Raw genomic sequence first — 25,718 nt, forward strand, 5'->3', positions numbered from 1 at the left:
GCGGCAACGAGCCGGACCCCGCATGGGTGTCCCTCCCTGCACGGGGCTCCGGTTCCGCCTACTCTTCCCCGCATGGCTCCGGCTCAGGGACAATATTCCGATCATTCCGATGGCACTGACAGCGAGGAGAGTGCGGACGGCGAAACGGTTCCGTCCGCGTTCCGGTCGGCGGTCGACGCGCTGCGTTCCGCCCGTCTGCGCCCCGAACTGGAGGTCGAGCCGACGCGCCCGCCGAAACGGCTCGCCCCGCACGCGTACGCCCTGGAAGCCGCGGTGGTCGACGGTGACGACGATCTCGCCGACGGCCGCCTCGTGCTCCTGCACGATCCGTCGGGGCACGAGGCCTGGCAGGGCACCTTCCGGCTCGTGACCCTCGTGCGGGCGGAACTCGAACCGGAGATGGCGGCGGACCCGCTGCTGCCCGAGGTGTGCTGGACCTGGCTGACGGGCGCGCTGGACGCCAGAGGGCTGTCGTACGGAGAGGCCGGCGGCACCGTGACGCGGGCCGGCTCGCACTACTTCGGGGCGCTCGGTGCGCGGCGTCCCGCCACGCAGATCGAGATCCGCGCCTCGTGGACGCCGCGCGAGGGGCGCGGCGGGGTGCCGGACACCGCGGCGCACCTGTCCGCGTGGGGCGATCTGCTCTGTCAGCTGGCGGGCCTGCCTCCGTCGGGCACCGCGGACGCGGCGGTGGTGACCCTGCCGCAGCGGCGCGGGCCGCAGGCGCCATAACGCAGCGTCATCATTCGGGAGAGCCGGTCGCACAGGGACCGGCTCTCTTTTCGTACAATCGATCGCGCGTCCTATTTGCCCGAATTGTTACTCACTAATCCGTGATCTTCCTCTAAAGGAGGACGCACCTGCTGCCGAAGAGGTCAATGACCCTTCAAGCACGGTTCGCCCCGGCTTCCTCCCTAGCCGGCCCGTCCCGACACTCCCCAGGAGGCCTGGTGTCCGTTCTCCTCGAGCAGCCCGCAAGCCTGGTCGCCTACCGCCCGAACAAACCGACGGCCATGGTCGTCGTGGCCGACCCGCGCGTCCGTTCCACCGTCACCCGCCATCTGTGGGCTCTCGGTGTTCGTGACGTCATCGAGGCGTCGTCCATCGCGGAGGCCCGCCCCCGCGTCGGCAACCCGCGCGACATCTGCGTTGCCGACGTCCACCTGCCCGACGGTTCCGGGCTGACCCTGCTGTCCGAGACCCGAGCCGCCGGCTGGCCGAACGGCCTCGCCCTCTCCGCCGCCGATGACATCGGCGCGGTACGCAACGCCCTCGCGGGCGGCGTGAAGGGCTACGTCGTCACCGGCACACGTACCAACATCGGCCACCCCACCCGTCCCGGCGTCGCCCCGATCGGCGCCAACGCCGCCCGCATGCACCGCAGGCCTCCCGGCTCCCCGAGCCACCCGGGCGGCTACCGCGAACTCTCCGGCCGTGAGGTGGAGGTGCTCCGCCTGGTCGCCGAAGGCCAGTCCAACAAGGCCATCGGCGTCTCGATGGGCCTCTCCGCGCTCACCGTCAAGAGCCACCTCGCCCGCATCGCCCGCAAGCTCGGCACCGGAGACCGAGCAGGAATGGTCGCCGTGGCCCTCCGTACGGGCATCATCCACTGACGCCCCCACCCCACCGGCACCTGCGCGGACGCGCACCCGGCCGGTTTACGCGCATGGCCGCCCGTCGGCGGAACGTTCCGTCGACGGGCGACGCGCATACACAGATACCCTTGGCATGTGACCGACGCCCAAGAGACCGCAGAAGACACATCACTGCGAACCACCGGGGGCGCTCCCCCGGACGACGTCGCCCCGGCGCCGATCCCCTTGCTCGAACCGCGCGAGGGCATCCCTCCGGTGGTGGCGACCGACGACGCGCTGGCCGGGGTGATCGCGGCCTTCGCCGCGGGCACCGGCCCGGTGGCCGTCGACGCCGAGCGTGCCTCCGGCTACCGCTACGGGCAGCGCGCCTACCTCGTGCAGCTGCGGCGCGAGGGCGCGGGCAGCGCCCTGATCGACCCGGTGGGCTGTCCCGACCTCTCCGGGCTCGGCCAGGCCTTGACCGGCAGTGAGTGGATCCTGCACGCCGCCACCCAGGACCTGCCCTGCCTGCGCGACATAGGCATGACCCCGACGTCGCTCTTCGACACGGAGCTCGCCGGACGGCTCGCGGGGTTCCCGCGCGTCGGACTGGGCGCCATCGTGGAGAACGTCCTCGGTTACGCCCTGGAGAAGGGCCACTCGGCGGTCGACTGGTCCACCCGTCCGCTTCCCGACCCGTGGCTGCGCTACGCCGCCCTCGACGTCGAGCTCCTGGTGGACCTGCGCAACGCCCTGGAGGCCGAGCTGGACCGCCAGGGCAAGCTGGAGTGGGCCCTGGAGGAGTTCGAGGCGATCGCGTCGGCGCCGCCCGCTCCCCCGCGCAAGGACCCGTGGCGCCGGACCTCCGGCATGCACAAGGTGCGCCGCCGCCGTCAGATCGCCGTCGTACGGGAGCTGTGGAACGCCCGCGACCAGGTGGCGCAGCGTCGCGACGTCTCCCCCGGCAAGGTGCTGGGCGACGCCGCCATCATCGAGGCGGCCCTGGCGCTGCCCGCGAACGTACAGGCCCTCACCGCGCTGCCCGGCTTCGGCCACCGCATGGGACGCCGTCAGCTGGAGCAGTGGCAGGCGGCCGTCGACCGCGCCAAGGCGCTGCCCGAATCGGAGCTGCCGCAGCCCGGTCAGCAGCCGGCCGGCCCGCCGCCGCCCCGCTCCTGGGCGGACAAGGACCCGGCCGCCGCAGCCCGCCTGTCGGCCGCGCGCGCCTCGGTGTCGGAGCTCGCGGAGCGGCTGCACATGCCCCAGGAGAACCTGATCACCCCGGACACCGTGCGCCGGGTCTGCTGGGAGCCGCCCAAGACCCTCACGCCGGGGGCCGTGGAGACCGCCCTCGCCGGTTACGGCGCGCGCCGCTGGCAGATCGAACAGGTCGGACCGCTCCTGCTGCACGCCCTGGACAAGAGCGCCTGAGCTCGCACGCGTGTGCCCCCCGCCGGAGGACCGGCGGGGGGCACACGCGTGTCGGGGCCGTACCCCCGTACCACCCGTCGGCGAGGATCGAATTCGCGCCAGTTACCGTCCACTCCCGGGCACCGGTGGCGGCTCGTCCCGTGTGACGTTCGCCGCTCCGGTGGTGGGGGGTGGGCAGTCTGGTTACCCGCAAGTAGCATGTGGGTGGCGGCGCGCCGATGCGTGCGCCCCGCAGCAGTGCCATCCCGCACCCTGGAGGAGAGCCACCGTGCCTCGTACCATCCGGGACGTCGTCTTCGTCGACGGCGTCCGCACCCCGTTCGGCAAAGCGGGCCCGAAGGGCATCTACCACGAGACCCGCGCCGACGATCTCGTCGTGAAGGCCATCCGGGAGCTGCTGCGCCGCAACCCGGATCTGGACCCCGCCAAGATCGACGAGGTCGCCATCGCCGCGACCACGCAGATCGGCGACCAGGGCCTGACCCTCGGGCGCACCGCCGGAATCCTGGCCGGGCTGCCGCAGTCGGTACCCGGTTACTCCATCGACCGCATGTGCGCGGGCGCCCTGACGGCCGTCACCTCGACGGCCGGCTCCATCGCCTTCGGCGCGTACGACGTGGTCATCGCCGGTGGTGTCGAGCACATGGGCCGCCACCCGATGGGCGAGAGCGTGGACCCGAACCCGCGTCTCGTGTCGGAGAAGCTGGTCGACGAGTCCGCCCTGTTCATGGGCATGACCGCAGAAAACCTGCACGACAGGTACCCCTCGATCACCAAGCAGCGCGCCGACGAGTACGCGGTCCGCTCGCAGGAGAAGGCCGCGAAGGCGTACGCCAACGGCAAGATCCAGCAGGACCTGGTGCCGGTCTCCGTGCGCCGCACCAACGCCGAGGCGGGCGAGACGGGCTGGGGCCTGGTCACCGCCGACGAGCCGATGCGCCCGGGCACCACGCTGGAGTCGCTGGCCGGCCTGAAGACCCCGTTCCGCGCCCACGGCCGCGTCACGGCCGGTAACGCCGCGGGCCTCAACGACGGCGCCACCGCCTCGCTGCTCGCGTCCGAGGAGACCGCCCGCGAGCTGGGCCTCCCGGTCAAGATGCGCCTGGTGTCGTACGCCTTCGCGGGTGTCGAGCCGGAGGTCATGGGCTACGGCCCGATCCCGGCGACGGAGAAGGCGCTGGCCAAGGCCGGTCTCTCCATCGAGGACATCGGTCTCTTCGAGATCAACGAGGCCTTCGCCGTGCAGGTGCTCGCCTTCCTGGAGCACTACGGCATCGCCGACGACGACGCGCGCGTCAACCAGTACGGCGGCGCGATCGCGTACGGCCACCCGCTCGCCTCCTCCGGCGTCCGCCTGATGACTCAGCTGGCCCGCCAGTTCGAGGAGCAGCCGGAGGTCCGCTACGGCCTGACGACCATGTGCGTCGGCTTCGGCATGGGCGCGACGGTCGTCTGGGAGAACCCGAACTTCAACGGAGGCAGCAAGTGAGCTCCACCACTGAGCTTCTGAAGGGTGCGGCCGAGCTGTTCCCCGGCGAGGTCGTCACGCAGGCGCACGTACGCCACCTCGACCTTCCCGGCGGCGCGGGGCGCTTCGCGCTCATCACGCTGGACAACGGCTTCGACCACACCAAGCCGACCACCATCGGCCCGCAGTCGCTGGCGAACCTGAACGCCGCCATCGACCAGGTCGAGAAGGAGGCGGCCGAAGGTTCGATCACCGGTGTCGGTGTGACCGGCAAGCCGTTCATCTTCGCGGTCGGCGCGGACCTCAAGGGCGTCGAGCTCCTCAAGGAGCACAAGGACGCGCTGGCCATCGGCAAGGGCGGCCACGACGTCTTCCGCCGCCTCTCCGGCCTCGCGGTCCCGACGTTCGCGTACTACAACGGCGCGGCGATGGGCGGTGGCGTCGAGATCGGTCTGCACTGCTCGTACCGCACCGTCTCCTCCGCGCTGCCGGCGTTCTCGCTGCCCGAGGTCTTCCTCGGTCTGGTCCCCGGCTGGGGCGGCTGCGCGCTGCTCCCCAACCTGATCGGCGCTGACCGCGCCGTCTCGGTGATCATCGAGAACTCGCTGAACCAGAACCGCCAGCTCAAGGGCAAGCAGGTCTTCGAGCTCGGGATCGCCGACGCGATCTTCGAGGGCGCGGACTTCCTGGAGCAGTCGCTGATCTGGACCGCCTCCGTCCTCAAGGGCGAGATCGCGGTCGAGCGTCCCGAGGTCGACCGCGGTGACGCCTGGGACCAGGCCGTCGCCCGCGGCAAGGCCGTCGCCGACTCCAAGGTGCACGGCGCCGCCCCGGCCGCCTACCGCGCGCTGGAGATCATCGCCGCGGCGAAGTCCGGCGACCTGTCCGCCGGCTTCGACGCCGAGGACCAGGCCCTCGCCGACCTGATCATGGGTGGCGAGCTGCGCTCGGGCATCTACTCCTTCAACCTGGTCCAGAAGCGCGCCAAGCGCCCGGCCGGTGCCCCGGACAAGTCCCTGGCCCGCCCGGTCACCAAGGTGGGCGTGGTGGGCGCCGGCCTGATGGCCAGCCAGCTCGCCCTGCTCTTCCTGCGCCGCCTCGAGGTCCCGGTCGTCCTCACCGACATCGACCAGGAGCGCGTCGACAAGGGTGTGGGCTACGTCCACGCCGAGATCGAGAAGCTGCTCGGCAAGGGCCGCATCAACCAGGACAAGGCCAACCGCCTCAAGGCCCTGGTCTCCGGTGTGCTGGACAAGGCGGAGGGCTTCTCCGACGCCGACTTCATCATCGAGGCCGTCTTCGAGGAGATCGGCGTCAAGCAGAAGGTGTTCGCGGAGGTCGAGGCGGTCGCCCCGGCGCACGCGATCCTCGCCACGAACACCTCGTCCCTCTCGGTCACCGAGATGGCGTCGAAGCTGAAGCACCCCGAGCGGGTCGTCGGCTTCCACTTCTTCAACCCGGTCGCGATCCTCCCCCTCCTGGAGATCGTCCGCGGCGAGCAGACCGACGACGCCTCGCTGGCCACGGCCTTCGGTGTCGCCCGCAAGCTGAAGAAGACCGCGGTGCTGGTGAAGGACGCCCCGGCATTCGTCGTCAACCGCATCCTCACCCGCTTCATGGGCGAGATCCAGAACATCATCGACGAGGGCACCCCGGTCGAGACGGCGGAGAAGGCCATCGAGCCGCTCGGCCTGCCGATGTCCCCGCTGGTGCTGCTGGAGCTCGTCGGCCCGGCGATCGGTCTGCACGTCTCCGAGACCCTGAACCGCGCCTTCCCCGACCGCTTCACGGTCTCCGAGAACCTCGCGGCGGTCGTCAAGGCCGGCAAGCGCGGCTTCTACGTCTACGACTCCGGTGCGCCGGTCCTCGACCCCGAGGTGGCCGCGCTCCTCAAGCAGGGCGACAGCGTCCTGACCGAGGAGCAGGTCCGTGACCGCGTCCTGGACGCGGTGGCGCAGGAGATCGGCCTGATGCTGGCCGAGGGCGTCGTGGCCGAGCCGCAGGACATCGACCTCTGCCTGATCACCGGCGCGGGCTGGCCCTTCCACCTGGGCGGCATCACGCCGTACCTGGACCGCGAGGGCGTCTCCGAGCGGGTCAACGGCAAGCCGTTCCTGGCGCGGGGCGTGGCGAGCGTTCCGGCGTAACTCGCGTTTCTCCATGGGCGGGCCGTACGGGATCATTTCCGTACGGCCCGTTCGTGTTTTCCGTACCGGCGCAGGAAGGGTACGGAAACAGACGAAGGGCCGGCCGGGGGCGACCCCGGCCGGCCCATCTCCTGTCCCGCCCGTCACCAGGTACCGGTGAACGGCCTGTGGTTGCACGTCTCGCCGCACTCGTCCTCGCGGGAACTCCCCGCCGTGCGGATGCTGCTGTTCTCCGGGATGCCGACGACCTTGAACCGTACGGTCGAGGGCGCGGACTCCTGCGCGCCGAACAGCGCGATGACGTCCACGGCGTGGTGGCCCGCCCGCCAGCGGTGGGCGTGGGTGAAGTGCCACTCGCCCTTCTCGTCGACGGCCGTCGCACCGATCAGCCGTCCGTTCTCCATCAGCACGACCTTGGTGGCGCCCGGCTGGGTACGGCCCGCGAAGCGCACCTTCGGTCCCGCGAACTTGTCCTCCTTCGGCGCGGTGATGACGGCGGGCGCCACTCCGGAGATCACCTGGAAGTGCTGCTCGGCCGTCGGTGAGCACCCGTCGGCCCTGAGACCGACGCACTGGATGACGTGCTCCCCCGGCGTCCACTCGACCGCCCGGCGCCACAGCCACTGGCCCGCCGCGCCCACGCCGGTTCCGCCGATGTACTGCCCCTGTTCGAAGAACAGCAGGTAGTCCGTCCCGGGTGCGGCCGTGCCGGAGAACTTGGTCATGGGGCCCACGGTGGCGCCCGCGACCGGGCGGGCGAAGGTCGGTGCCCCGCCGGTGCGCACGCCGTAGCCGAGGGCCGATTCGGGCGACTGGACCGTGAACTCGTGGGAGACCGGGGGCAGCCCCTCGGGCTCCATGAGCGCCGCGATGTCCACGTCGGCCCGGGTCAGGACGGACCGCTCGACCAGGCCGGCGACGACCAGCCGGGCGACCTCGTAGGCCCCGGGGTGGTTCAGATGGCTGGAGTCGATGTTGCCGTCCGGGTGCAGGGGGTGCTCGCCGGCGTCGACCCAGCAGAAGTACTGGCGCAGCCGGGTCGGGCCGATCCTCGACCACAGGCTCATCGTGATGCCGGTGAGGTCGATCAGGGGGACGCCGATCGCGGCGGCGGTCTCCGCCATGGCGCGCGGGTACTCGCCCCGGGTGTTCTTCACCTCGCCGGTCGCGGAGAAGGCGTAGCGCGCCGTGGGAGTGACCATGACCGGCACTCCGCCCTCGCTCCGGATGTACTCGGTGAAGAGCCCGAGGAGCTCCTGGTACTCCGGCACCGGGACGTAGCGCATCCCGTTGTGGATCATGTGGTCCACACCGCCGAACCCGAGGAGGACGATGTCCCCCGGCTTCATCCGGTTGAGCAGCCCCGCGAACCGCTCGGTGTAGTACTTGCGCGTGGTCATCGCGCTGCGCGCGTAGTTCGCGACCTCGATCGGGCCGACGAGCAGTTCCTGGATCTTCTGCCCCCAGCCGGCCATGGGGGCCTCCTCGTCCGTACGCGGCGCCGGAACGGAATCCCCGAGGACAAATATTGTGCGGTTCATTTTATCCCCATTCAAGGAGTTCTAGCGGTCGACGACGTTCATGGCCATGGCCCCTGACGCGGAGCAGTACGGGCGCACCCGGACGGGCTTGGCGGGGTGCACGCACACGAAGTCCGACGTCTCGTCCCCCACGACCGGTACGGCCGGGTACACGAACGCACCCTTGACGTCGGGGAAGTCCTCCAGGAGGTGACACACCCTGAACTTGCGCCAGTTGTCCGGAGAGGGCTGGAGCCACCAGTCCCAGTCCTCCCAGCGGTCGAGGCGGTGGTCCACCACCTTCCTGACCGGCACCTCGGCGCGGAAGGTGTTGTCCCCGAGCACGCTGACGGGCACGGTGAAGTTGGCCGGGTGGTGCCCCCGTCTGCTGACCACGAGGAGCGCTCCGGGCTCGATCCGGCTCGCACCGCACAGGACACCGGTCAGCGTGATCCCGTGCTCGTCGACGTCGACGGCGGTCGACTCGACGTGGTCCTGCCGCAGGACGGTGCGGAGCATCAGCTTGCCGTTCGGCTGTGCGTAGGGGAGGTTCCACCCGACGGGAGCCGGGCCGGAGTCGGCCAGTACGGCCGCCCGTGCCCCGATCAGCTTCCGCGTGTCGCGGATCCCGGCCTTCATGTGGACGTTGACCGACTTGGCGTTGGACATGGTGACCCGCCACCTGCCGTCGCCGAGGTCGTCCAGTGCCGAGGGGGTCAGCGCGGCCGTGTAGCGCGTGCCTCCGTTACCGAGGGGTTTGCGGGTGGTGCGCAGGGGCATGTCCGGCAGCCGCTTCCCGTCGGACGGGTTGTGCCGGAGGACGAACTGCCAGCGGTGCTTTCCGTCCTGCGGTCCGACGGCGGAGAACCTCAGCCACCCCGCGTCGTCGGCCGCGACGTCCACGGTGGCGGCGGCGATGGAGACGGGCGGCACTGTCGGCGGCGCGGCGACGGTGCGCGTGTCCGTGGCGGGGACCCGGTAGCCGCGGTCCGACGCGGCGCGGCGGCGTGCCGCATCCTCGAACAGCTCGACGTACCGTGCCGCCACCGCCTCGGGGTCGTAGCGCGCGGAGTTGCGCAGGGCGGCCGCACCCATGGCGCGGCGGAGCGCGTCGTCGGCCATCAGCGTACGCAGTCCCTGCGCGACGGCTTCCGCGTCCTCGGTCCTCACCAGCAGGCCGTCCTCGCCGTGGCGCAGGATCTCCCGCGGCCCCACGGGGCAGTCGGTGGAGACGACGGGCAGCCCGCAGCGCATGGCCTCCACCAGCGTCATGCCGAAGGACTCGGCGCTGGAGGTGACGGCCGCGATCGATCCCTTGGCCCACTCGGACTCGATGGGCGAGAAACCGCCCATGAGCAGTGCTCGGCCGGCGAGCCCGAGTTCGGTGGCGAGCGCCCGCAGTTCGGCCGACTCGCCTCCGTCGCCGTAGATCCGCAGCTGCCAGTCGGGGAACTCGTCGGCGAGCATGCCGAAGGCACGGATCAGCAGGTCGTAGCGCTTGACGCGGTGCATACGGCCGGCACTCACGATCACCTTGTGGGAGCCGTCGGCGGGCTCGACCACGGGGCGCGGCACGCTGTTGGGGATGCCGATGACGGGGATGCCCGGGACCGGCGTGTTCTCCACGAACGAGCGGGCGTCGGCCTCGGTGACGGTCGTGACGGCGTCGAGGCGCGGGTAGACACGGGCCATCTCGGCCCGGACGGCCGGCGGGATCGCCAGGTGGGTCATGTGCTCCTGCGCGACGCGCAGGGCCGAGTCGCGGGTGTACCGCGCCACGAACAGGTTCAGGCTGGGCCTGGTGCCCACCACCACGTCCGCGCCGGTCCGGCTGAGGTCCTGGATGATCCTGGTGTCGGTGAACTTGCTGTACTGGGCGTAGAACTCCTCCTGGCGCGGGACGACCTCGCTGGGCTCGTCGCTGCCCGTGGCCTTCACGTCCGCCGACCCGGAGCGGAGGTCCACCAGGGCCCGTACGGTGATGCGCGGGGAGATCTCGAACTTGGTCGCGGTGGTCCGCCGGAAGACGGAGACGATCTCGACCTCGTGCCGGACCGCCAGCGCCTCGGCGAGATTGATCACCGTACGGTTGGTGCCGCCGATGCCGTAGATGTTGTTGATCAGGAACGAGATCTTCACCGGACCTCACGTTCCCTCTGCTCGAACGGGCTCGGCACCGGGAAGTAGGACTCCAGGAAGGTGTTGAGCATGACGGTCTGCCTGTTCACCTCGAAGGTGTCGGAGACCGTGTCGTTGATGCAGAACGCCTGCCGGTCACGCCGGGCCAGCAGGATGCCCAGCCTTCTGGCGATCTCGGGCTTCGCCAGATCGAGGTAGGCGAAGCTGATGTCGGAAGGCACGGCTCGTCCTGTGAAGTACGCGTAGTAGTGGTAGAGCGAGGACGGGATGGAGATGTCGGTCGCGCTGCGGAACCTGCTGTGCGAGGTGCTGTGGTGGGCTTCGGCGAACTCCTTCTCCATCTCGTAGAGCACGCTGCGCCGAAGGGCGTACGGCGCGTGCCGGAGCTTCTGCACGATGGCGGAGCCGAAGTTGTCGAGGATGATCTTCCGGTTGTTCTTCCCGGCGGCGTCGACCGGCCGGTCCCCGACGGTGAGGCCCCACCTGGGGACCTGTGAGGGGGAGAAGAAGGTGCGGGTCATCCCGTTGGACAGGAAGAAGTCCTTGGGCGTGGTCGGGCAGCCCAGGAACATGTCGTCGTTGAAGTACAGGAAGTGCTCGGACAGGCCGTCGATGTGGTGCAGCTGGCTCTCGATGGCGTGCGAGTTGTAGGTCGGCAGGGCGGCCTGGTCCTGGAATATCTCCGTGTGGTCGACCACCGTGAGACGGGAACTGCGCAGGCTGAGCCAGTCGGGCCGCTGCCGGTCGGTGACGAGGTAGACGTGGCGTACCCAAGGCGCGTTCTGCTCCAGCGCCCGGAGGGAGTAGCGGAGTTCGTCACGGCTGATGTAGCGGGCCGCGTTCGCCGACTCGGTGTGGTAGCCGCCGTCGCCGAACTGGGCGCGGCGCCGCTGCCATTCCGGGGCCGATCCGTCCACCCAGGTGTAGACGACGTCGACGGGGAAGCGCACGTCCTCGGGAAGCACGTCGGCGCAGGCCTCGATGGTGCGCACCGAGCGGGTGCGGCGGGTGTGCAGGGCGGCGAACCCGGTCAGCCGGCTGACGGGGACCTCGACCCGCGGCTCGTCCAGGGCGACGTCCTCGGTGACGCGGTTCGGCCGGGGTGCGACGAGCCGGCCGTCCTCGGGGCGCCAGAACTCGATGTCGCAGCCGTAACGGAGGCCGAGCACCAGGGAGTTGCCGGGATCGGCCCACACCATGCCGGTGCGCAGCACACGTGCCCGGCTGCCGGTGCGACGGGCCCGGGCGGAGCCGCAGAGGGCCGTTCTCCCGGCAAGCCGCTCCCCGGCGAGGGCGGAGACGTACACCGGGGCGGTGCGCCGGGTCGTCGCCAGGGCGGCGACGACCCGCTGCCGGTCCGCCTCCGACACGCCGAGCACGGATCTGAAGTCGGAGCTGCCCCGGACGGCGAAGTAGTCGATGCCCTCTTCGTCGAGGAGCGAGACGATCAGCTCCAGGTTGGCCTCCCGCAGACCGAGCGGGGACGCGGTGGACCGCACGAGTGCGATCATCCCTCCCCGCCCGGAGAGCACGGCGAGGCTTTCCGAGGTGCGGAAGAGGTGTGGCCAGCGACGGCGCGCCCGGCGTCCCCGGACGAAGCGCGCGGCCAGGGTGAGGATGTGGAGGCGCCGCAGCAGCCCCTTGAGACCGGTGCGCAGGCGCATGGGAACGCGTCGGGCGACGCGTCGTCTCAGGGAGCGAGGAACGAACGTGCGGTACACCCCGACGACAGCGGAAGCCTCCGGATTACTTGTGCTCACGTGTACGTTTCCGGGTCCTCTGGATGGCCGTGCTCGAACGGACTCGCCACGGGGAAGTAGCGGTGCAGGAAGTCGACGACCGCCTCACTGCCGCCACGGCGGAGAGCTTCGTCGCTCCCGAGCCCGAAGAAGTGAAGTTGCTGCAGGTCGCGGCGCACGAGCAGTCGCTCCAGGCGGCGAGCGATGTCGGGCAGCGCCGCGTGCACGACGGCCGTCGTCCCGCCCGACGGATCGGCGAGCCCGTGGGCGTACGCGAAGTGGTGGACCAGCCCGTCGGCCGGGTGGGCGCCGGGGAGCTTGGGGTGCACCTGCCCGTCGGCCGGGGCCTCCGCCACCGCCCCGCTCTCCGCGAGGCGGCTGAGGACCGAGCAGGTGTACGGCTGGGGTCCTGGGGCGAAGGACTGCGTCACGGCCCGGCCGGTCGCCGAGTACGCCTGCGCCGTCCAGGGTGCGAAGGACTCTTCGGCCGTCCACAGCCCGCGCCGGGGGCGGGTCGTGCCGGTCGGTGTGAAGTAGTCGAACGGACGTGTGGGGCGTCCGAGCAGCGCCCCGGGGCGGAACACCAGGAAGTGCTCCGCGATGTCGGGGAGCAGGTGGAGATGGCCCTCGGCCCCGTGCCGGTCCGGGACCACGGCGAGCCTGCCGTCATCGCCCTTCAGCCACGCGGGAACCGGTTCCCGGGCCACCACGTGGACGACGTCGACCCACGGGGCGTACTGGTGGAGGGACCGCAGCGACGCCCTGAGCAGTTCCTCGCCCCAGGCTCCCGGATGCTGCCACAGCAGCACGGCGTCGACGGGGAAGGAGATCTCTTCGAGGCGGGGGATGTCGAACTGTTCGAGGGTGACCGACGGGTCCATGTCACCGTCGATGTCGCTGTAGCCGGACAGCCGGTCGAAGCCGATCTCGATGCCCACGGCGTCCCTGGAGACGACGCGCTGGACACGGTTGGGCCGGGGCCCCACGAGACGCTCGTGCGGCAGATCGGTGTTGACCGTCCAGAACTCGATCTCGATGCCCTGGTCCTCGCCCACCCACAGGTTCTCGGTGGGTTCGGTGCGCAGCCAGGTGATGCGGATGGCCTTGGCCCTGCCGTAGTTCTTCCACGCCTTGAGGTGGCTGCCCGGGACCGTGCGGGTCTCGTTGTTGACGGGGGACGCCGACACGACGTAGCCGGTGTGCTCCTCGAGCAGTGCGCGCAGGACCCTGCGGACCTGCCCCTTGTCCTGCTGTTCGACGGCGAGGCAGATACGCCGGTCGTCGAGTGCGGGCACCGCGAACCAGGGAATGTCTGCGGCGTCCAGGGCCGAGGTCACCAGATCGTGGTCGAGGCGGCGCGCCAGGTCGACGGTCAGGCCCTGGTGCACATGCCCGACACGACCGTCCGGAGTGCGCGTCCTGCGTTCGGACGCGCTCGCGAAGTCCCCCTTCCTGACCAGCCGGAGGGCGCGTCGGTGCAGGCGCGCCTCACGGCGGTTCAGGGTGCGCACGAGGCCGCCCTTGACCTTGCGCCGGACCTTGGGCGGTACCCGGCTGCCCGCGACGGCACGCACCGGCTGGGGGACGATGCGCTTGTAGACCCTTGCGGCCGAACTCGAATCGGTCATGTCATGAACCCCGATTCATCGCTCGTAGGGACTGGTGACAGGGAAGTAGGCGTTGAGGAATCCGTCGAGCAGTTCCTGCTGCGCCTCGATGTCCTCGGGCGTGGAGAACGCGTCGTTCAGGCAGAAGGAGTCCTGGCTCCGGCCGTCGAGGAGCCGCTGCAGCCGGTCCGCCAGGTCGGGGACCGCCAGCTGGAGGTAGGTGAACGGCATGGTGCCGGGCTGCGCCCGGCCGGTCAGCGCCGCGTAGTACAGCCCGAACGACGACGTGGTGGACAGGTCCGTCATGGCCCGGAAGCGACTGGCCGCCGTACGGGACCACGCCTGGGGGAAGTCGCGTTCGGCCTCCTCCATCGCGCTGCGGCGCAGCGCGTAGGGGATGTGCTCCATGGGCTGGGTGATCACCCTGCCGAAGCGTTCCTTCAGAAGCGCGCGGTTGTTCTTGCAGGCAGCGTCGACGGGGGTGTCGGTCTCGACGACGGGCCCCTGCGGTATCCGGTTGCGCGAGGGGAAGTAACGGGCTGTGCCGCTCGGTGTGAAGAAGGCGTGCGGCGCCACCGGGCGGCCGATGAACATGTCGTCGTTGAAGTACAGGAAGTGCTCGGACAACCCCTCGATGTGATGCAGCTGGCTCTCGATCGAGTGCGAGTTGAACGTCGGCAGGTCGGCGGGGTTCCGGAAGATCTCCCGGTGGCTCACCACCCGGATGCCGGGTACGTCCTCGCGGAGCCATGCCGGGACCTGGTCGTCGGTGACGATGTAGATGGTGCGCACCCAGGGGGCGAACATGTGGAGCGAGCGGACCGAGTAGCGCAGCTCGTCGCGGCTGATGAAGCGGGCGTCGCTCGCGGACTCGGCGTGATAGACCTCACCCTTCGCCGATGCCTTGCGCTGCTGCCAGGCGGGATCGTTCCCGTCCACCCACGTGTAGACGGCATCGACCGGGAAGGCGATGTCCTCGACACAACTGACCAGGAACTCGGGACGCGTGGCGAGCGGGGGCGCGTCGCGGCGCGACGTGTGGTCGGACACGAAACGGCTGAACAGACGCGGGGCTCCGAGGACGTTGCCGCCCTCACCCGACACGGCCCAGGTGACACGGTTGGCCCGGGGAGCGACGAGATGTGTCCCGTGCCACCGCCAGAACTCCACCGTGCAGCCGTACTCGTGGCCCATCAGCAGGTGCCTGCCGGGGTCGGTGCGGTACCAGCTGACCTGCACGGCGGACGCCGTACGGACACCCCGCCAGGCCTTGGGGTCCCGGGACGAACGCGGGGCGACGGGCGCGGCCTGGCCGGCGTCGATGACACTCAGATGGCCGGCGTACTGCCCCATGCCTCTGAAGAGGGCGCCGAGGACGGCCTCCCTGTCCTCCTCGGCGACCGCGACGACGGTCCCGTGGTCGGAGGTTCCGCGCACGGCGAAGAAGGACACCCCTGCGGACTGGAGCAGGTCGGCGACGGCGGAGCGATTGGCCTCCCGGGCGCCGAGGGGAGTGAGTCCCGGCTCGACGTAGACGTCGTCCCTCGCACCGCCGGGCGCGCTCGGCTGCGGAGCGGGCGAGGGCGCGGTCGCGAGAGGGGTCCGCGCGAGGCCGGGGACCGTGCCGGCGACAGGCCGCACAGCGGGTCCGGGAATGATCGTCACCCCCGCCACCCCCCACCGGGGCCGGACCATCGCCGAAGCACGCGCCATCACTCCTTGATCTGCCTGCGGCCGACGACCAGCAGAGCCTTCGCGGATCCCCCGTGGATGCCGCTACTCTGCGGGCTTCGTCTGCCACAAGTAGTCATTGATGGCGACTGAAAGAACTTTCAACTTTCACAGAGCGATCACATCTTCATCAGTTGTAGGCTCCGTGTCAATGTCAGGCTCGAAAGCCACAAAACGCCAAAAGGCTTGATATCGGGTACATATCGACCATGGCGCTGATGACCGACAGGTCTCGTGCGTGGGTTCGAATGTCAGACGCGCACGGCGGGCGCCATGGCCAGGCCCGGCTCGCGGTTCTGACGGGCGACGTACAGAGCCCCGTCGGCTCCGATCACCGCCAGCACCACGCGCCCCGCGCTGTCGACCGCCAGGGCCGGAGGCATGTCCGTCCGTTCACCGGTCGGCGACCACCACAGGCCTCCCCCCTCGTTCTCGGTGCCGCACGCCGCGACCATGACGTGCCCGTCGAGATCACGGTGGGCCAGCACCGTGCAGTCGTAGCCGTCGAGGACTGCCCTCAGGACGGAGACCGGCCCGTCGGCCGGGGTCCCGCCCAGTGGGATGACCCAGCCCCCGACCCGGTACGCCATCACGCCGCCCGTCGCGGGATCGGTCCAGTAGTACGTGCACCGCCCCGGGGCTGTCTCCAGTCCCGTCACACTGGCCGGCGCCATCTGCACGGGAATGTCCTGCTCCCGTGTGAAAGCCCCGCCCGGAGAGGTCTGACTCCAGTGCATCGCGACGCCCGGTCCCTGCACGAGGAGATCCACAGCGCCTGACGCGCCCGGCGTGACGGCGATCCCCTCCTCGGCTCCACGGGCGTTCATGTTGTGCCACGACTCCCACTTGCCGTCCTTGTCGTCGCGCCGGAGCATCACACCGCCGGCACCGGTCCGCACGAAGAAGTTCAGCAGCCCGGACGGACCCACGGTGCCCACGGGTGCGCCCATGCCGGACGCCTGGTCGGTGTTCTTGCGCGGATTGCCGAGGGAGTGCCACGAGCTGAGAGCCCTGCCGCTCTGGTACTGGATGGCATGCATCACATCGACGACGGGCGGGCCGTCCTTCTTCGGGACGGAACGGCGGCCGAGGAAATGCACGTATCCGTCGGCACCCTGCGCGAGGGACAGGTGCGTCAGCCGCGGAATCCTGAAGAGGTCCGGGCCCGACCACTCGGGTCCCCCCGGTCGCGTCTCCGTCCACCGGAGCACCCCGTCCGGGTGGCGCGCGTAAGCGGTGAGCCTTCCGTCCTTGCCTCGCAGCAGCCACTGACCCGCGACGGCGCCCACGGCCGCGTGGCGTTCGCCGCTCTCGTTGTTCCGAACAGCTCGTACCGGGGTGGTCCCTCGGTCGGCGCGCCCAGACTTGACCCGCATGATGTGAGGTCGTCCTTCCCACGATTCCCCGCCCGGACCCCGGCACCGGCTGCCGCACGGCCGCGTCAGGGACGCGCGAAGGGCTTGGCACCCGCCATCATAGAATCTCCGTTCGATCGCCACCGAACTGCCGACCCGCGTTCACCTTTCCGCACGCCGGTGTTCGCCGCCCGTGTGGCCGGAGGTGAATGCGTACGGGGCGCGAAGAGCCCGCGAAGAATTACACACGATTCGAAAATTTGTCTATACTACTCGGCCAGCCCCCCACATGAGTGGACCGGCCCCACCCGAGTCCCCAACTCCGTACCCAGCCCTCACGGGCCACAGACCAAGGGACTCGTGCAGGATGAGCCACGACGACGCCGTACCCACGGGCCCGCGCGCCTCTCGACGGGCGGAAGCGCCGAAGCGCGGCCGGAAGAAGGAACAGAAGCGCCGCCGCGGCCTCAAGATCACGCTCGGGGTGCTGGTCGTCCTCCTGCTCGCCGGTGGCGGCACGGCGTACTGGATGTTCCAGGACCTCGACGGCAACATCAAGGGCGTCGACATCGACAAGGCGCTCGGTGAGGACCGTCCCGAGAAGCTCCCCACCACAGGGCAGAACCTGCTCGTCCTCGGCTCCGACTCGCGCGCCGGGGCGGAGAACAAGGAGCTGGGCGGGGGCGGCGGTGTCAGCGGGGCCCGATCGGACACGGCGCTGGTGGTGCACATACCCGAGGGCCGCACCGAGGCCACCGCGGTCTCCATCCCGCGCGACACCCTCGTGACCAGGCCCGAGTGCGTCAAGAGTGACGGTTCGAAGACGGCGTCCGCCGAGCGGGTCATGTTCAACTCCGTCTACTCCCAGATCGGTCCGGCCTGTGTCGTGAAGACCGTGGAGAAGATGTCCGGGGTCCGGATCGACCACTACCTGGAGATCAACTTCGCCGGGTTCAAGGATCTGGTCGACGCGATCGGCGGGGTCACCGTCAAGGTCGACGAGCCGATCAAGGACTCCGCCTCGGGGCTCGACCTGACGGCCGGCACGCACAAGCTCAACGGCACCGAGTCTCTCGCCTATGTGCGTACCCGCCACGGCGTGGGCGACGGAAGCGACCTGGGCCGGATCGGGCTCCAGCAGCAGTTCCTGATGGCCCTGCTGACGGAGATCAAGTCGCAGGACCTGCTGGGCAGCCCGACGAGCACGTACAAGATCGCCAACTCCGCGACAAAGTCGCTCACGACCGACGAGGGGCTCGCCTCGCTGACCTCGCTCGCGGAGTTCGCCCGCTCGATGAACGGCGTCGACCCCTCAAGCATGGAGACGATCATGCTGCCGGTCGCCTACGACAAGCAGGACCCGAACCGCGTGGTGGCGGCGGAGCCCCAGGCCGGTGACCTCTGGAAGGCGATCCGGACGGACGGGACCATTCCCGAGTCGGCCAAGAAGTCTCCGGCCACCGGCGGCTGACCTGTCATCCTTCAGGGATGACCGGTGAGAAGACCCTCGTGATCGTCGACGCCGCCAATGTCGTCGGCTCGGTCCCCGACGGATGGTGGCGGGACCGGCGCCGGGCGGCTGAGCGGCTGCGCGACTCACTGGTCTCCTACGCCGCGGACGGCCTGCCCGGGCAGCCCGGTCCCGTCGAGGTCGTGCTGGTCGTGGAGGGCGCCGCGCGCGCGGTCGCCTCCGTACCGGGAGTACGGGTGGAGGCGGCGCCGGGCAGCGGCGACGATCTGATCGTCACGCTGGCCGCCGCCGCCCACGGAGTACGCTCCTGCCTCGTGGTCACGGCCGACCGCGAGCTGCGGCAGCGGGCCGAGGCGTACGGGGCCCGGTGCGCGGGCCCTCGCACGGTACGGCCTCTGCCTCCGACGCGGCGTGAGTGACCGGCTCAACGGCCCTTCGCCATACGGCTGTTGCGCCGCCCGTACGCGAAGTAGATGAGCACGCCGATCACCATCCAGATCCCGAACCGGAGCCATGTCTCCGCCGGAAGGTTCAGCATCAGCCAGACCGACGCGGCCACCGAGACGATCGGCAGCAGCGGAACCCACGGGGTGCGGAAGGCGCGGTGCAGCTCGGGGCGGGTGCGGCGCAGCACGATCACGCCGAGTGCGACGACCACGAACGCGAACAGCGTGCCGATGTTCACCAGGGTCGCGAGCTCGTTGATGCTCGTGAAGCCGGCCACGACGGCGATGATCACGCCGAGCAGGATGGTCGGGCGGTACGGGGTGCCGAAGCGCGGGTGCGTCACCGAGAAGAACCTCGGGAGCAGCCCGTCGCGGCTCATCGCGAAGAACACCCGGGTCTGGCCGAGCAGCAGGATCATGCAGACCGTGGTGAGACCGACCGCGGCGCCGAAGCTGATGACACCCGCGTAGAAGGGGTGCCCCACCGCCTTGAAGGCGTCGGCGAGCGGGGCGCTGACCGAGAGTTCGGTGTAGTTCTGCATGCCGGTGACCACGATGGAGACGGCGACGTAGAGCAGGGTGCAGATGACCAGCGAGGCCAGGATGCCGCGCGGCATGTCACGCTGCGGGAGCTTGGTCTCCTCGGCCGCGGTGGCCACGACGTCGAAGCCGATGAACGCGAAGAAGACGATGGACGCGGCGGTGAAGATGCCCATGACGCCGAAGTTCGTCGGTTCGTAGCCGAAGATCAGCTGGACCAGGGGGGCGTCGAGTCCCGATCCGCCCTCCTGCTTCTGGGCTTCGGGGATGAAGGGCGTGTAGTTGGACGCCTTGATGAAGAAGAGCCCGGCGATGATCACGATGAAGACGACGGCCAGCTTGATGGCGACGACGACGGTGGTCACCCGGGCGGAGAGCTTCATCCCGAGCACCAGGATGACCGTCAGGATCAGCACCAGGGCGAACGCCAGGACGTCGAAGCCGAATCCGCTCGCCACGTCCGGGCCGGAGAGCGCCTCGGGCATGGTCCAGCCGATGTTGTCCATCAGCGAGCGGACGTAGCCCGACCAGCCGACCGCGACCACCGCGGTGCCCAGGGCGAACTCCAGCACCAGGTCCCAGCCGATGATCCAGGCGACGAGCTCGCCCAGGGAGGCGTACGAGAAGGTGTACGCCGATCCGGCCACCGGGACGGTGGAGGCGAATTCCGCGTAACAGAGCGCGGCGAGCGCGCAGACGATGCCCGCCGCGACGAAGGCGAGGGCCGTCGCGGGGCCCGCGGTCTCCTTGGCGACCTTGCCCGTGAGGACGAAGATGCCGGTGCCGATGATGACACCCACTCCGAAGACCGTGAGGTCCAGCGCGGAGAGGGATTTCTTGAGCGCGTGCTCCGGTTCCTCTGTGTCACGGATGGACTGTTCGACCGTCTTGGTCCTGAACAGTCCGTCTCCGCTGGGCGGCATGTCCTGCTGCGTGCTCACCGGCGTACCTCCACGCACTCGTCGTGCACGCCATGATTCGTAAACGGCCGCCCCCGGCAGGCTCCGCGCGGCCCGATTTCACGCGAATGGGCCGGTCGGACCACCCGTGCGGGGTGGCGACCGGCCCATCGGGCACGCGTGGTGGATCAGTCGCGGACGGGCTCCACGGCCCGGCTCTCGTACCGTCCGTCGAGCTTGGCGACGAGGCCGGTGACCTGACGGGCGATGTCCGGCGCGGTCAGCCCGATCTCCGCCATGACCTCGCCGCGCGAGGCGTGGTCGAGGAAGACCGGGGGGATGCCGAAGTCACGCAGGGGTACGTCGACGTCCGCGTCCCGCAGTGCCTGGGCGATGGCGGAGCCGACGCCGCCGGCCCTGCTGTTGTCCTCGACGGTGACGACGACCCGGTGCCGCGCCGCGAGCGGGGCGAGCGCCTCGTCGACGGGCTTGACCCAGCGCGGGTCGACGACCGTCGTGGAGATGCCCTGGGCGTCCAGCAGAGCGGCGATCTCCAGGCACATCGGCGCGAGGGCGCCGACGGAGACCAGGAGGACGTCCGGCGTGTCCGAGCCCGCCTCGCGCAGGATGTCCATGCCGCCCGCCGTGCCGACGGCCTTGACCGCCGGGCCGACCGCGCCCTTGGAGAAGCGGACGACGGTGGGGGCGTCGTCGACCTCGACGGCCTCGCGCAGCTGGGCCCTCACCTGGTCCGCGTCGCGCGGGGCGGCGATGCGCAGGGTCGGCACGCACTGCAGGATCGACATGTCCCACATGCCGTTGTGCGAGGCGCCGTCCGTGCCCGTGACACCGGCCCGGTCCAGGACGAAGGTCACCCCGCACCTGTGCAGGGCGACGTCCATCAGGACCTGGTCGAAGGCGCGGTTCAGGAACGTCGCGTAGACCGCGAAGACGGGGTGCAGTCCACCGGTGGCCAGGCCGGCCGCGGAGACCGCGCCGTGCTGCTCGGCGATCCCGACGTCGTAGATCCGGTCCGGGAACGCCTCCTCGAACTTGCCGAGGCCGACGGGCTGGAGCATGGCGGCCGTGATCGCGACGATGTCCTCGCGCTCGTGGCCGAGCTTGACCATCTCCTCGCCGAAGACCGAGGTCCAGTCGAGGCCGGAGGTGGAGATGGGCAGCCCCGTGTCCGGGTGGATCTTGCCGACCGCGTGGAAGCGGTCCGCCTCGTCCTGGAGCGCCGGGGTGTAGCCGCGGCCCTTCTCGGTGAGGCAGTGGACGATGACGGGCCCGCCGAAGCGCTTGGCCCTCTGGAGCGCCGACTCCAGGGCCTCGATGTCGTGGCCGTCGATGGGGCCGACGTACTTCAGGCCGAGGTCCTCGAACATGCCCTGCGGTGCGATGAAGTCCTTGAGACCCTTCTTCGCGCCGTGCAGGGTCTCGTACAGCGGCCTGCCGACTACGGGCGTGCGCTCCAGGAGGTCCTTGCCACGGGCCAGGAACCGCTCGTACCCGTCGGTGGTGCGCAGGGTGGCGAGGTGGTTCGCGAGGCCGCCGATGGTCGGGGCGTACGAGCGCTCGTTGTCGTTGACGACGATGACGAGCGGGCGGTCCTTGGCGGCGGCGATGTTGTTCAGCGCCTCCCAGGCCATACCGCCCGTGAGCGCGCCGTCACCGATGACGGCGACGACGTGGTCGTCCTTGCCCAGGACCTCGTTGGCCTTGGCGAGGCCGTCGGCCCAGCCGAGCACCGTCGAGGCGTGCGAGTTCTCGATGACGTCGTGCTCGGACTCGGCGCGGGAGGGGTAGCCGGAGAGGCCGCCCTTGCTCTTGAGCTTCGAGAAGTCCTGCCGGCCGGTGAGGAGCTTGTGCACATAGCTCTGGTGGCCCGTGTCGAAGAGGACCTTGTCCTGCGGGGACTCGAAGACCCGGTGCAGGGCGATGGTCAGCTCGACCACGCCCAGGTTCGGGCCGAGGTGGCCGCCGGTCTTGGACACCGCCTCGACGAGGAAGGTACGGATCTCGCCGGCGAGCTGGTCCAGCTGCTCGGAGTCGAGCCGGTCCAGGTCGCGCGGTCCCCTGATGCGGGTCAGCAGATCCACCCGTGCCTCCTTGCGTGTGAGCTGGTCGAGCGAGTCGATCCGATGAGTCTAATGTTCCGCCGGCGGGCCCGGTCATCGGGCGGCGCATTCAGCCGCGCCGCGCCGGGGTCGGCCGGACGCGCACATGCCCGGCATCGCGGAGGATGCCGGGCACGTGTGTGCAGGTACGACGGTCAGGCGCGACCGGCCGTCTTCTGCGTCTTGCGGGTGATGGAGTCGATGACGACCGTGACGAGAAGAACAGCACCGGTGATCATGTAGTTGATCGGCGTGGCGATGCCTTCGAGGGCCAGACCGTACTGGATCGAGACGATCACCATGACACCGAGCAGCGCGTTCCAGGTGCGGCCCCGGCCACCGAAGAGGCTGGTGCCGCCGATGACGGCCGCGGCGATGACGTTCATCAGGAGGTCGCCGCCGCCGGAGCCCTGGTTGGCCGCCGCGATCTTGGAGGCCCAGAACAGGCCGCCGATCGCCGCGAAGGTGCCGGCGATGGCGAAGACCGAGACGCGGATCGCGGTGACGTTGATGCCCGCTCGGCGGGAGGCCTCGACGCTGCCGCCGAGCGCGAAGATCTTCCGGCCGTAGGCGGTGCGGCGCAGGACGAAGTCCGTACCGACCAGCACGACGAGGAAGAGGACCAGGGCCAGCGGGAGACCGCGGTACTGGTTGAACATGAACGCAGCGCCGAAGCCGAAGACGGCGAGGACGGCGGTGCGGATCACGATGTCGACCAGCGGCCGCGACGGGACGCCCGCGGCCTCGCGGCGGCGGGTGTCCAGGAACGCGGAGAGGAAGTAACCGATCACCGCGACGGCGGCGAGGCCGTAGGCGGCGGCGACGTCCGCGAAGTAGTACGTGGTCAGCTTGCCGACGACACCGTCGCTGTCCAGGTTGATCGTGCCCGTGTCGCCGAGCAGCTGGAGCATGAAGCCCAGCCAGAACAGCAGGCCGGCGAGGGTGACGGCGAACGCGGGAGCGCCGATCCGCGCGAAGAAGAAGCCGTGGATGGCGCCGATGACGGCGCCGCTGAGGATCGCGACGAGGACGGCGAGCCACTCGTTCATCCCGTGCGTGACGCTGAGGACGGCGACGACGGCGCCGGAGACACCGCTGACCGAGCCGACCGAGAGGTCGATCTCGCCGAGCAGCAGCACGAAGATGATGCCGACGGCCATCATGCCGGTGGCCACCATCGTGACGGCGATGTCGCTGACGTTCTTCGCGGAGAGGAACTCGGAGTTCAGGCTCTGGAAGACGACGCAGATGATGATCAGGCCGATGATCACGGGGATCGAGCCGAGGTCACCGCCGCGCATCTTGCGCTTGAACTCGGTGATGTAGCCGCCGAGGCCCTGCTCGCGCACGAGGAGCCTGGGGTCGACCACGGTGTCGGCGCCCTTGGCCGCCTCCGGGTTGACCACTGCGGTGGACGTCTTGTCGGTTGTCACTTCTGGGCCTCCGCGTTGCGCGCCGCACGACGGGTCACGGCGTTCTCCGTGGCACCCGTGATGGCGGAGATGATCTCTTCCTGCGAGGTGGTCTTCACGTCGAAGACCCCGTTGTTCCGGCCCAGCCGGAGCACGGCGACCTTGTCGGCGACGGCCTTCACATCGGCCATGTTGTGGCTGATGAGGATGACCGCGTGGCCTCGCTCGCGCAGCCGCTCGACGAGGTCGAGGACCTGGGCGGTCTGCTCGACGCCGAGTGCGGCGGTGGGCTCGTCGAGGATGACGAGCTTGGGCTCGCCCAGCATCGAACGCGCGATGGCGACCGTCTGGCGCTGACCGCCGGAGAGCGACGCGATCGGTATGCGGACGCTGGGGATGCGGATCGACAGCGTGCTCAGGAGCTCGCGGGACCGCCGCTCCATCTCGACCTCGTCGAGGATTCCGAACTTGCGGAGCTCCCGGCCGAGGTAGAGGTTGCCGACGACGTCGATGTTGTCGCAGAGCGCGAGGTCCTGGTAGACGGTCGCGATCCCCAGGTTCTGGGCATCGTGCGGTTTGTTGATCTGGACCGCGCGACCGTCCCACTCGATGACTCCGTCATCGATGGGGTGGACCCCGGCGATCGTCTTGACCAGCGTTGATTTACCGGCACCGTTGTCACCCACCAGGGCGACCACCTCACCGGCGTGGACCTCAAGCTCTACGTCGGTGAGCGCCTGGACGGCACCGAATCGCTTGGAGACCCCTCGCAACGCCAACACGGGCGTAGCGGACACGTGAACCATCTCCTTCGCCGCCTGACCCGGCGGGGATACCGCGCCTGGGGGAAGGCGCGGTGGTTTGAGCAGAAGCATGAAAAAGGAGGGGACGAAGCGTTCCGTCCGGCGCCCCGCCCGGCAGCGGGACAGTTGGTGGGCGGGGCACCGGACAGGCTTCGGGTCCGCCCGGCGGGCCGTGGAGGGCCGGCCGGGCGGAAGGGGCCTACTGCAGGCCCGCGGCGGTGCAGGCGGCCTTGTACTTGGCCGTGCAGATCTCGTCGAGCGTGTAGATGCCGTCCTTGATGACGGTGTCCTTGATGTTGTCCTTGGTCAGCGAGACGACCGGGACGAGCACGGTGGCGATGCCCTTCGTGCCGGCGTTGTCGACCTCGGACGTGGCGATGGTGTCGAGCTTCTCGCCCTTGGCGAGCGCGACGGCCATCTCCGCGGCGACGACGCCCTCCTGCGGGTAGGGCTTGTAGACGCTCATGAACTGCTCACCGGTGACGATGCGCTGCACACCGGCGAGTTCGGCGTCCTGGCCGGTGACCGGCGGGAGCTTGGAGATACCGGCGGACTTGAGGGCCTGGATGATGCCACCCGCCATGCCGTCGTTGGCGGAGTAGACGCCGGCGATCTTGTCCTTGCCGAGGGCCGTGATCGCGCCCTCCATGTTGGCGTTGGCGTTCTCCGGCTTCCACTCCTTGGTGTCGTACTCCTTGCCGTACGTCACCTTGCCGTCGAGGACGGACTTGGCGCCCTTCTTGAAGAGCGCGGCGTTCGGGTCGGTGATCGAGCCGTTCATCATCACGATGGTGGGCTTGGCGGCGTCGCCCAGGGCCTCCAGCAGGGCCGTGCCCTGCACGCGGCCGACCTCTTCGTTGTCGAAGGAGGTGTAGGCGTCGATCGGGCCCTCGGCGAGGCGGTCGAAGGCGACGACGGGGATGCCCGCGTCCTTGGCCTTCTTCACGCTGTTCTCGATGGCCTTGGCGTCGACCGCGTCGATGATCAGCGCGTCGACCTTGTTCGTGATCATGGTGTCGACCTGCTGCGACTGCAGCGTGGCGTCCTGCTTGGCGTTGGCGTAGACGACCTCCGCCTTACCGCCGGTGAGCTCGCCGACCTTCTTCTCGATGATCGGCTTGTCGAACTTCTCGTAACGGGCCGTGACGTTCTCGGGGAGGAGCAGACCGATCTTGAGATCGTCGCCCTTCTTGCCCGAGTCGGTGGAGGCCTTGTCGCCCGACTCCTTGGCACTCCCGCAAGCAGCGAGCGAGACGGCCATGGTGGTGGCGGCAACGGCAACGGCGGCACGACGCATACGCGTGTTCATTTCGAAC

18 protein-coding genes are annotated in these 25,718 nt (G+C 69.8%); 7 read left to right on the forward strand and 11 right to left on the reverse strand.

The window, feature by feature from the left end:
• The first annotated feature begins 72 nt into the window (after positions 1 to 72).
• From ACFYQ6_RS14240 to ACFYQ6_RS14260, 5 genes are all read left to right on the forward strand, one after another.
• A complete protein-coding gene (locus tag ACFYQ6_RS14240; RefSeq protein WP_361583841.1) occupies positions 73 to 732 on the forward strand; it encodes a DUF3000 domain-containing protein in 660 nt (219 codons plus the stop codon).
• A 218-nt stretch (positions 733 to 950) separates the two neighbouring features.
• Positions 951 to 1,613, forward strand: coding sequence for a response regulator transcription factor (locus ACFYQ6_RS14245; RefSeq protein ID WP_033300087.1), 663 nt, complete (start codon positions 951 to 953; stop codon positions 1,611 to 1,613).
• A 117-nt stretch (positions 1,614 to 1,730) separates the two neighbouring features.
• Positions 1,731 to 3,005 (forward strand): HRDC domain-containing protein, encoded by a 1,275-nt coding sequence (locus tag ACFYQ6_RS14250; RefSeq protein WP_361583838.1) that lies wholly within the window; start codon positions 1,731 to 1,733, stop codon positions 3,003 to 3,005.
• A gap of 268 nt (positions 3,006 to 3,273) precedes the next feature.
• Complete coding sequence (locus ACFYQ6_RS14255; RefSeq protein ID WP_388763092.1) at positions 3,274 to 4,494, forward strand: thiolase family protein; 1,221 nt, start codon at positions 3,274 to 3,276, stop codon at positions 4,492 to 4,494.
• Entirely contained in the window at positions 4,491 to 6,620 is a 2,130-nt protein-coding gene (locus tag ACFYQ6_RS14260) for a 3-hydroxyacyl-CoA dehydrogenase NAD-binding domain-containing protein (protein ID WP_388763093.1), read from the forward strand. Before ACFYQ6_RS14255 ends, ACFYQ6_RS14260 begins: the two co-directional genes overlap by 4 nt.
• Positions 6,621 to 6,763: 143 nt before the next feature.
• Here ACFYQ6_RS14260 and ACFYQ6_RS14265 read toward each other — a convergent pair whose 3' ends face one another.
• From ACFYQ6_RS14265 to ACFYQ6_RS14290, 6 genes are all read right to left on the reverse strand, one after another.
• Complete coding sequence (locus ACFYQ6_RS14265) at positions 6,764 to 8,161, reverse strand: GDSL-type esterase/lipase family protein (RefSeq protein WP_361583829.1); 1,398 nt, start codon at positions 8,159 to 8,161, stop codon at positions 6,764 to 6,766.
• A gap of 21 nt (positions 8,162 to 8,182) precedes the next feature.
• Positions 8,183 to 10,279: a glycosyltransferase family 4 protein gene (locus ACFYQ6_RS14270; RefSeq protein WP_388763095.1), complete on the reverse strand. Its 2,097-nt coding sequence runs from the start codon at positions 10,277 to 10,279 to the stop codon at positions 8,183 to 8,185.
• A complete protein-coding gene (locus tag ACFYQ6_RS14275) occupies positions 10,276 to 11,943 on the reverse strand; it encodes a stealth family protein (protein ID WP_361583824.1) in 1,668 nt (555 codons plus the stop codon). The genes ACFYQ6_RS14270 and ACFYQ6_RS14275 overlap by 4 nt, the downstream gene beginning before the upstream one ends.
• 92 nt (positions 11,944 to 12,035) lie before the next feature.
• Positions 12,036 to 13,646 (reverse strand): sugar phosphotransferase, encoded by a 1,611-nt coding sequence (locus tag ACFYQ6_RS14280; protein WP_388763097.1) that lies wholly within the window; start codon positions 13,644 to 13,646, stop codon positions 12,036 to 12,038.
• 15 nt (positions 13,647 to 13,661) lie between these two features.
• Positions 13,662 to 15,338 carry a stealth family protein gene (locus ACFYQ6_RS14285; RefSeq protein ID WP_388763098.1) on the reverse strand — a complete coding sequence of 559 codons (1,677 nt, stop codon included), beginning with the start codon at positions 15,336 to 15,338 and terminating at the stop codon, positions 13,662 to 13,664.
• A 269-nt stretch (positions 15,339 to 15,607) separates the two neighbouring features.
• Positions 15,608 to 16,732, reverse strand: coding sequence for a hypothetical protein (locus ACFYQ6_RS14290; RefSeq protein WP_361583817.1), 1,125 nt, complete (start codon positions 16,730 to 16,732; stop codon positions 15,608 to 15,610).
• A 346-nt stretch (positions 16,733 to 17,078) separates the two neighbouring features.
• Here ACFYQ6_RS14290 and ACFYQ6_RS14295 point away from each other — a divergent pair, with 346 nt between their 5' ends.
• Both ACFYQ6_RS14295 and ACFYQ6_RS14300 read left to right on the forward strand, forming a co-directional pair.
• Positions 17,079 to 18,182, forward strand: a complete 1,104-nt coding sequence (locus tag ACFYQ6_RS14295) for an LCP family protein (protein WP_361583814.1) — start codon at positions 17,079 to 17,081, stop codon at positions 18,180 to 18,182.
• Between the two features lie 17 nt (positions 18,183 to 18,199).
• Positions 18,200 to 18,601, forward strand: a complete 402-nt coding sequence (locus ACFYQ6_RS14300; RefSeq protein ID WP_388763100.1) for an NTP pyrophosphohydrolase — start codon at positions 18,200 to 18,202, stop codon at positions 18,599 to 18,601.
• 5 nt (positions 18,602 to 18,606) lie between these two features.
• Here the strand turns inward: ACFYQ6_RS14300 and ACFYQ6_RS14305 are convergent, their stop codons facing one another.
• The 5 genes from ACFYQ6_RS14305 to ACFYQ6_RS14325 form a co-directional block, all read right to left on the reverse strand.
• On the reverse strand, positions 18,607 to 20,109 hold the full coding sequence (locus tag ACFYQ6_RS14305) for an amino acid permease (protein WP_388763102.1): 1,503 nt from the start codon (positions 20,107 to 20,109) through the stop codon (positions 18,607 to 18,609).
• A 146-nt stretch (positions 20,110 to 20,255) separates the two neighbouring features.
• Entirely contained in the window at positions 20,256 to 22,169 is a 1,914-nt protein-coding gene (dxs, locus tag ACFYQ6_RS14310) for a 1-deoxy-D-xylulose-5-phosphate synthase (protein WP_361583806.1), read from the reverse strand.
• 173 nt (positions 22,170 to 22,342) lie between these two features.
• The gene (locus tag ACFYQ6_RS14315; RefSeq protein WP_361583804.1) at positions 22,343 to 23,620 is read right to left on the reverse strand and encodes a sugar ABC transporter permease; all 1,278 of its coding nucleotides are present in this window, start codon (positions 23,618 to 23,620) and stop codon (positions 22,343 to 22,345) included.
• On the reverse strand, positions 23,617 to 24,405 hold the full coding sequence (locus ACFYQ6_RS14320; protein WP_014153351.1) for an ATP-binding cassette domain-containing protein: 789 nt from the start codon (positions 24,403 to 24,405) through the stop codon (positions 23,617 to 23,619). The genes ACFYQ6_RS14315 and ACFYQ6_RS14320 overlap by 4 nt, the downstream gene beginning before the upstream one ends.
• A gap of 196 nt (positions 24,406 to 24,601) precedes the next feature.
• A complete protein-coding gene (locus tag ACFYQ6_RS14325; RefSeq protein ID WP_361583802.1) occupies positions 24,602 to 25,711 on the reverse strand; it encodes a substrate-binding domain-containing protein in 1,110 nt (369 codons plus the stop codon).
• Positions 25,712 to 25,718 lie beyond the last annotated feature (7 nt).

The sequence above is a fragment of the Streptomyces sp. NPDC005494 genome (assembly GCF_042872025.1).
In the GTDB taxonomy this organism is placed as follows: Bacteria; Actinomycetota; Actinomycetes; order Streptomycetales; family Streptomycetaceae; genus Streptomyces.

Bases quoted from the DNA above. Each gene is read 5' to 3' on its own strand.
- ACFYQ6_RS14280 (WP_388763097.1), bottom strand. From the start codon at position 13,646: ATGACCGATTCGAGTTCGGCCGCAAGGGTCTACAAGCGCATCGTCCCC.
- ACFYQ6_RS14325 (WP_361583802.1), bottom strand. From the start codon at position 25,711: ATGAACACGCGTATGCGTCGTGCCGCCGTTGCCGTTGCCGCCACCACC.
- ACFYQ6_RS14265 (WP_361583829.1), bottom strand. From the start codon at position 8,161: ATGAACCGCACAATATTTGTCCTCGGGGATTCCGTTCCGGCGCCGCGT.
- ACFYQ6_RS14290 (WP_361583817.1), bottom strand. From the start codon at position 16,732: ATGCGGGTCAAGTCTGGGCGCGCCGACCGAGGGACCACCCCGGTACGA.
- ACFYQ6_RS14285 (WP_388763098.1), bottom strand. From the start codon at position 15,338: ATGGCGCGTGCTTCGGCGATGGTCCGGCCCCGGTGGGGGGTGGCGGGG.
- ACFYQ6_RS14275 (WP_361583824.1), bottom strand. From the start codon at position 11,943: ATGCGCCTGCGCACCGGTCTCAAGGGGCTGCTGCGGCGCCTCCACATC.
- ACFYQ6_RS14300 (WP_388763100.1), top strand. From the start codon at position 18,200: ATGACCGGTGAGAAGACCCTCGTGATCGTCGACGCCGCCAATGTCGTC.
- ACFYQ6_RS14240 (WP_361583841.1), top strand. From the start codon at position 73: ATGGCTCCGGCTCAGGGACAATATTCCGATCATTCCGATGGCACTGAC.
- ACFYQ6_RS14320 (WP_014153351.1), bottom strand. From the start codon at position 24,405: ATGGTTCACGTGTCCGCTACGCCCGTGTTGGCGTTGCGAGGGGTCTCC.
- ACFYQ6_RS14295 (WP_361583814.1), top strand. From the start codon at position 17,079: ATGAGCCACGACGACGCCGTACCCACGGGCCCGCGCGCCTCTCGACGG.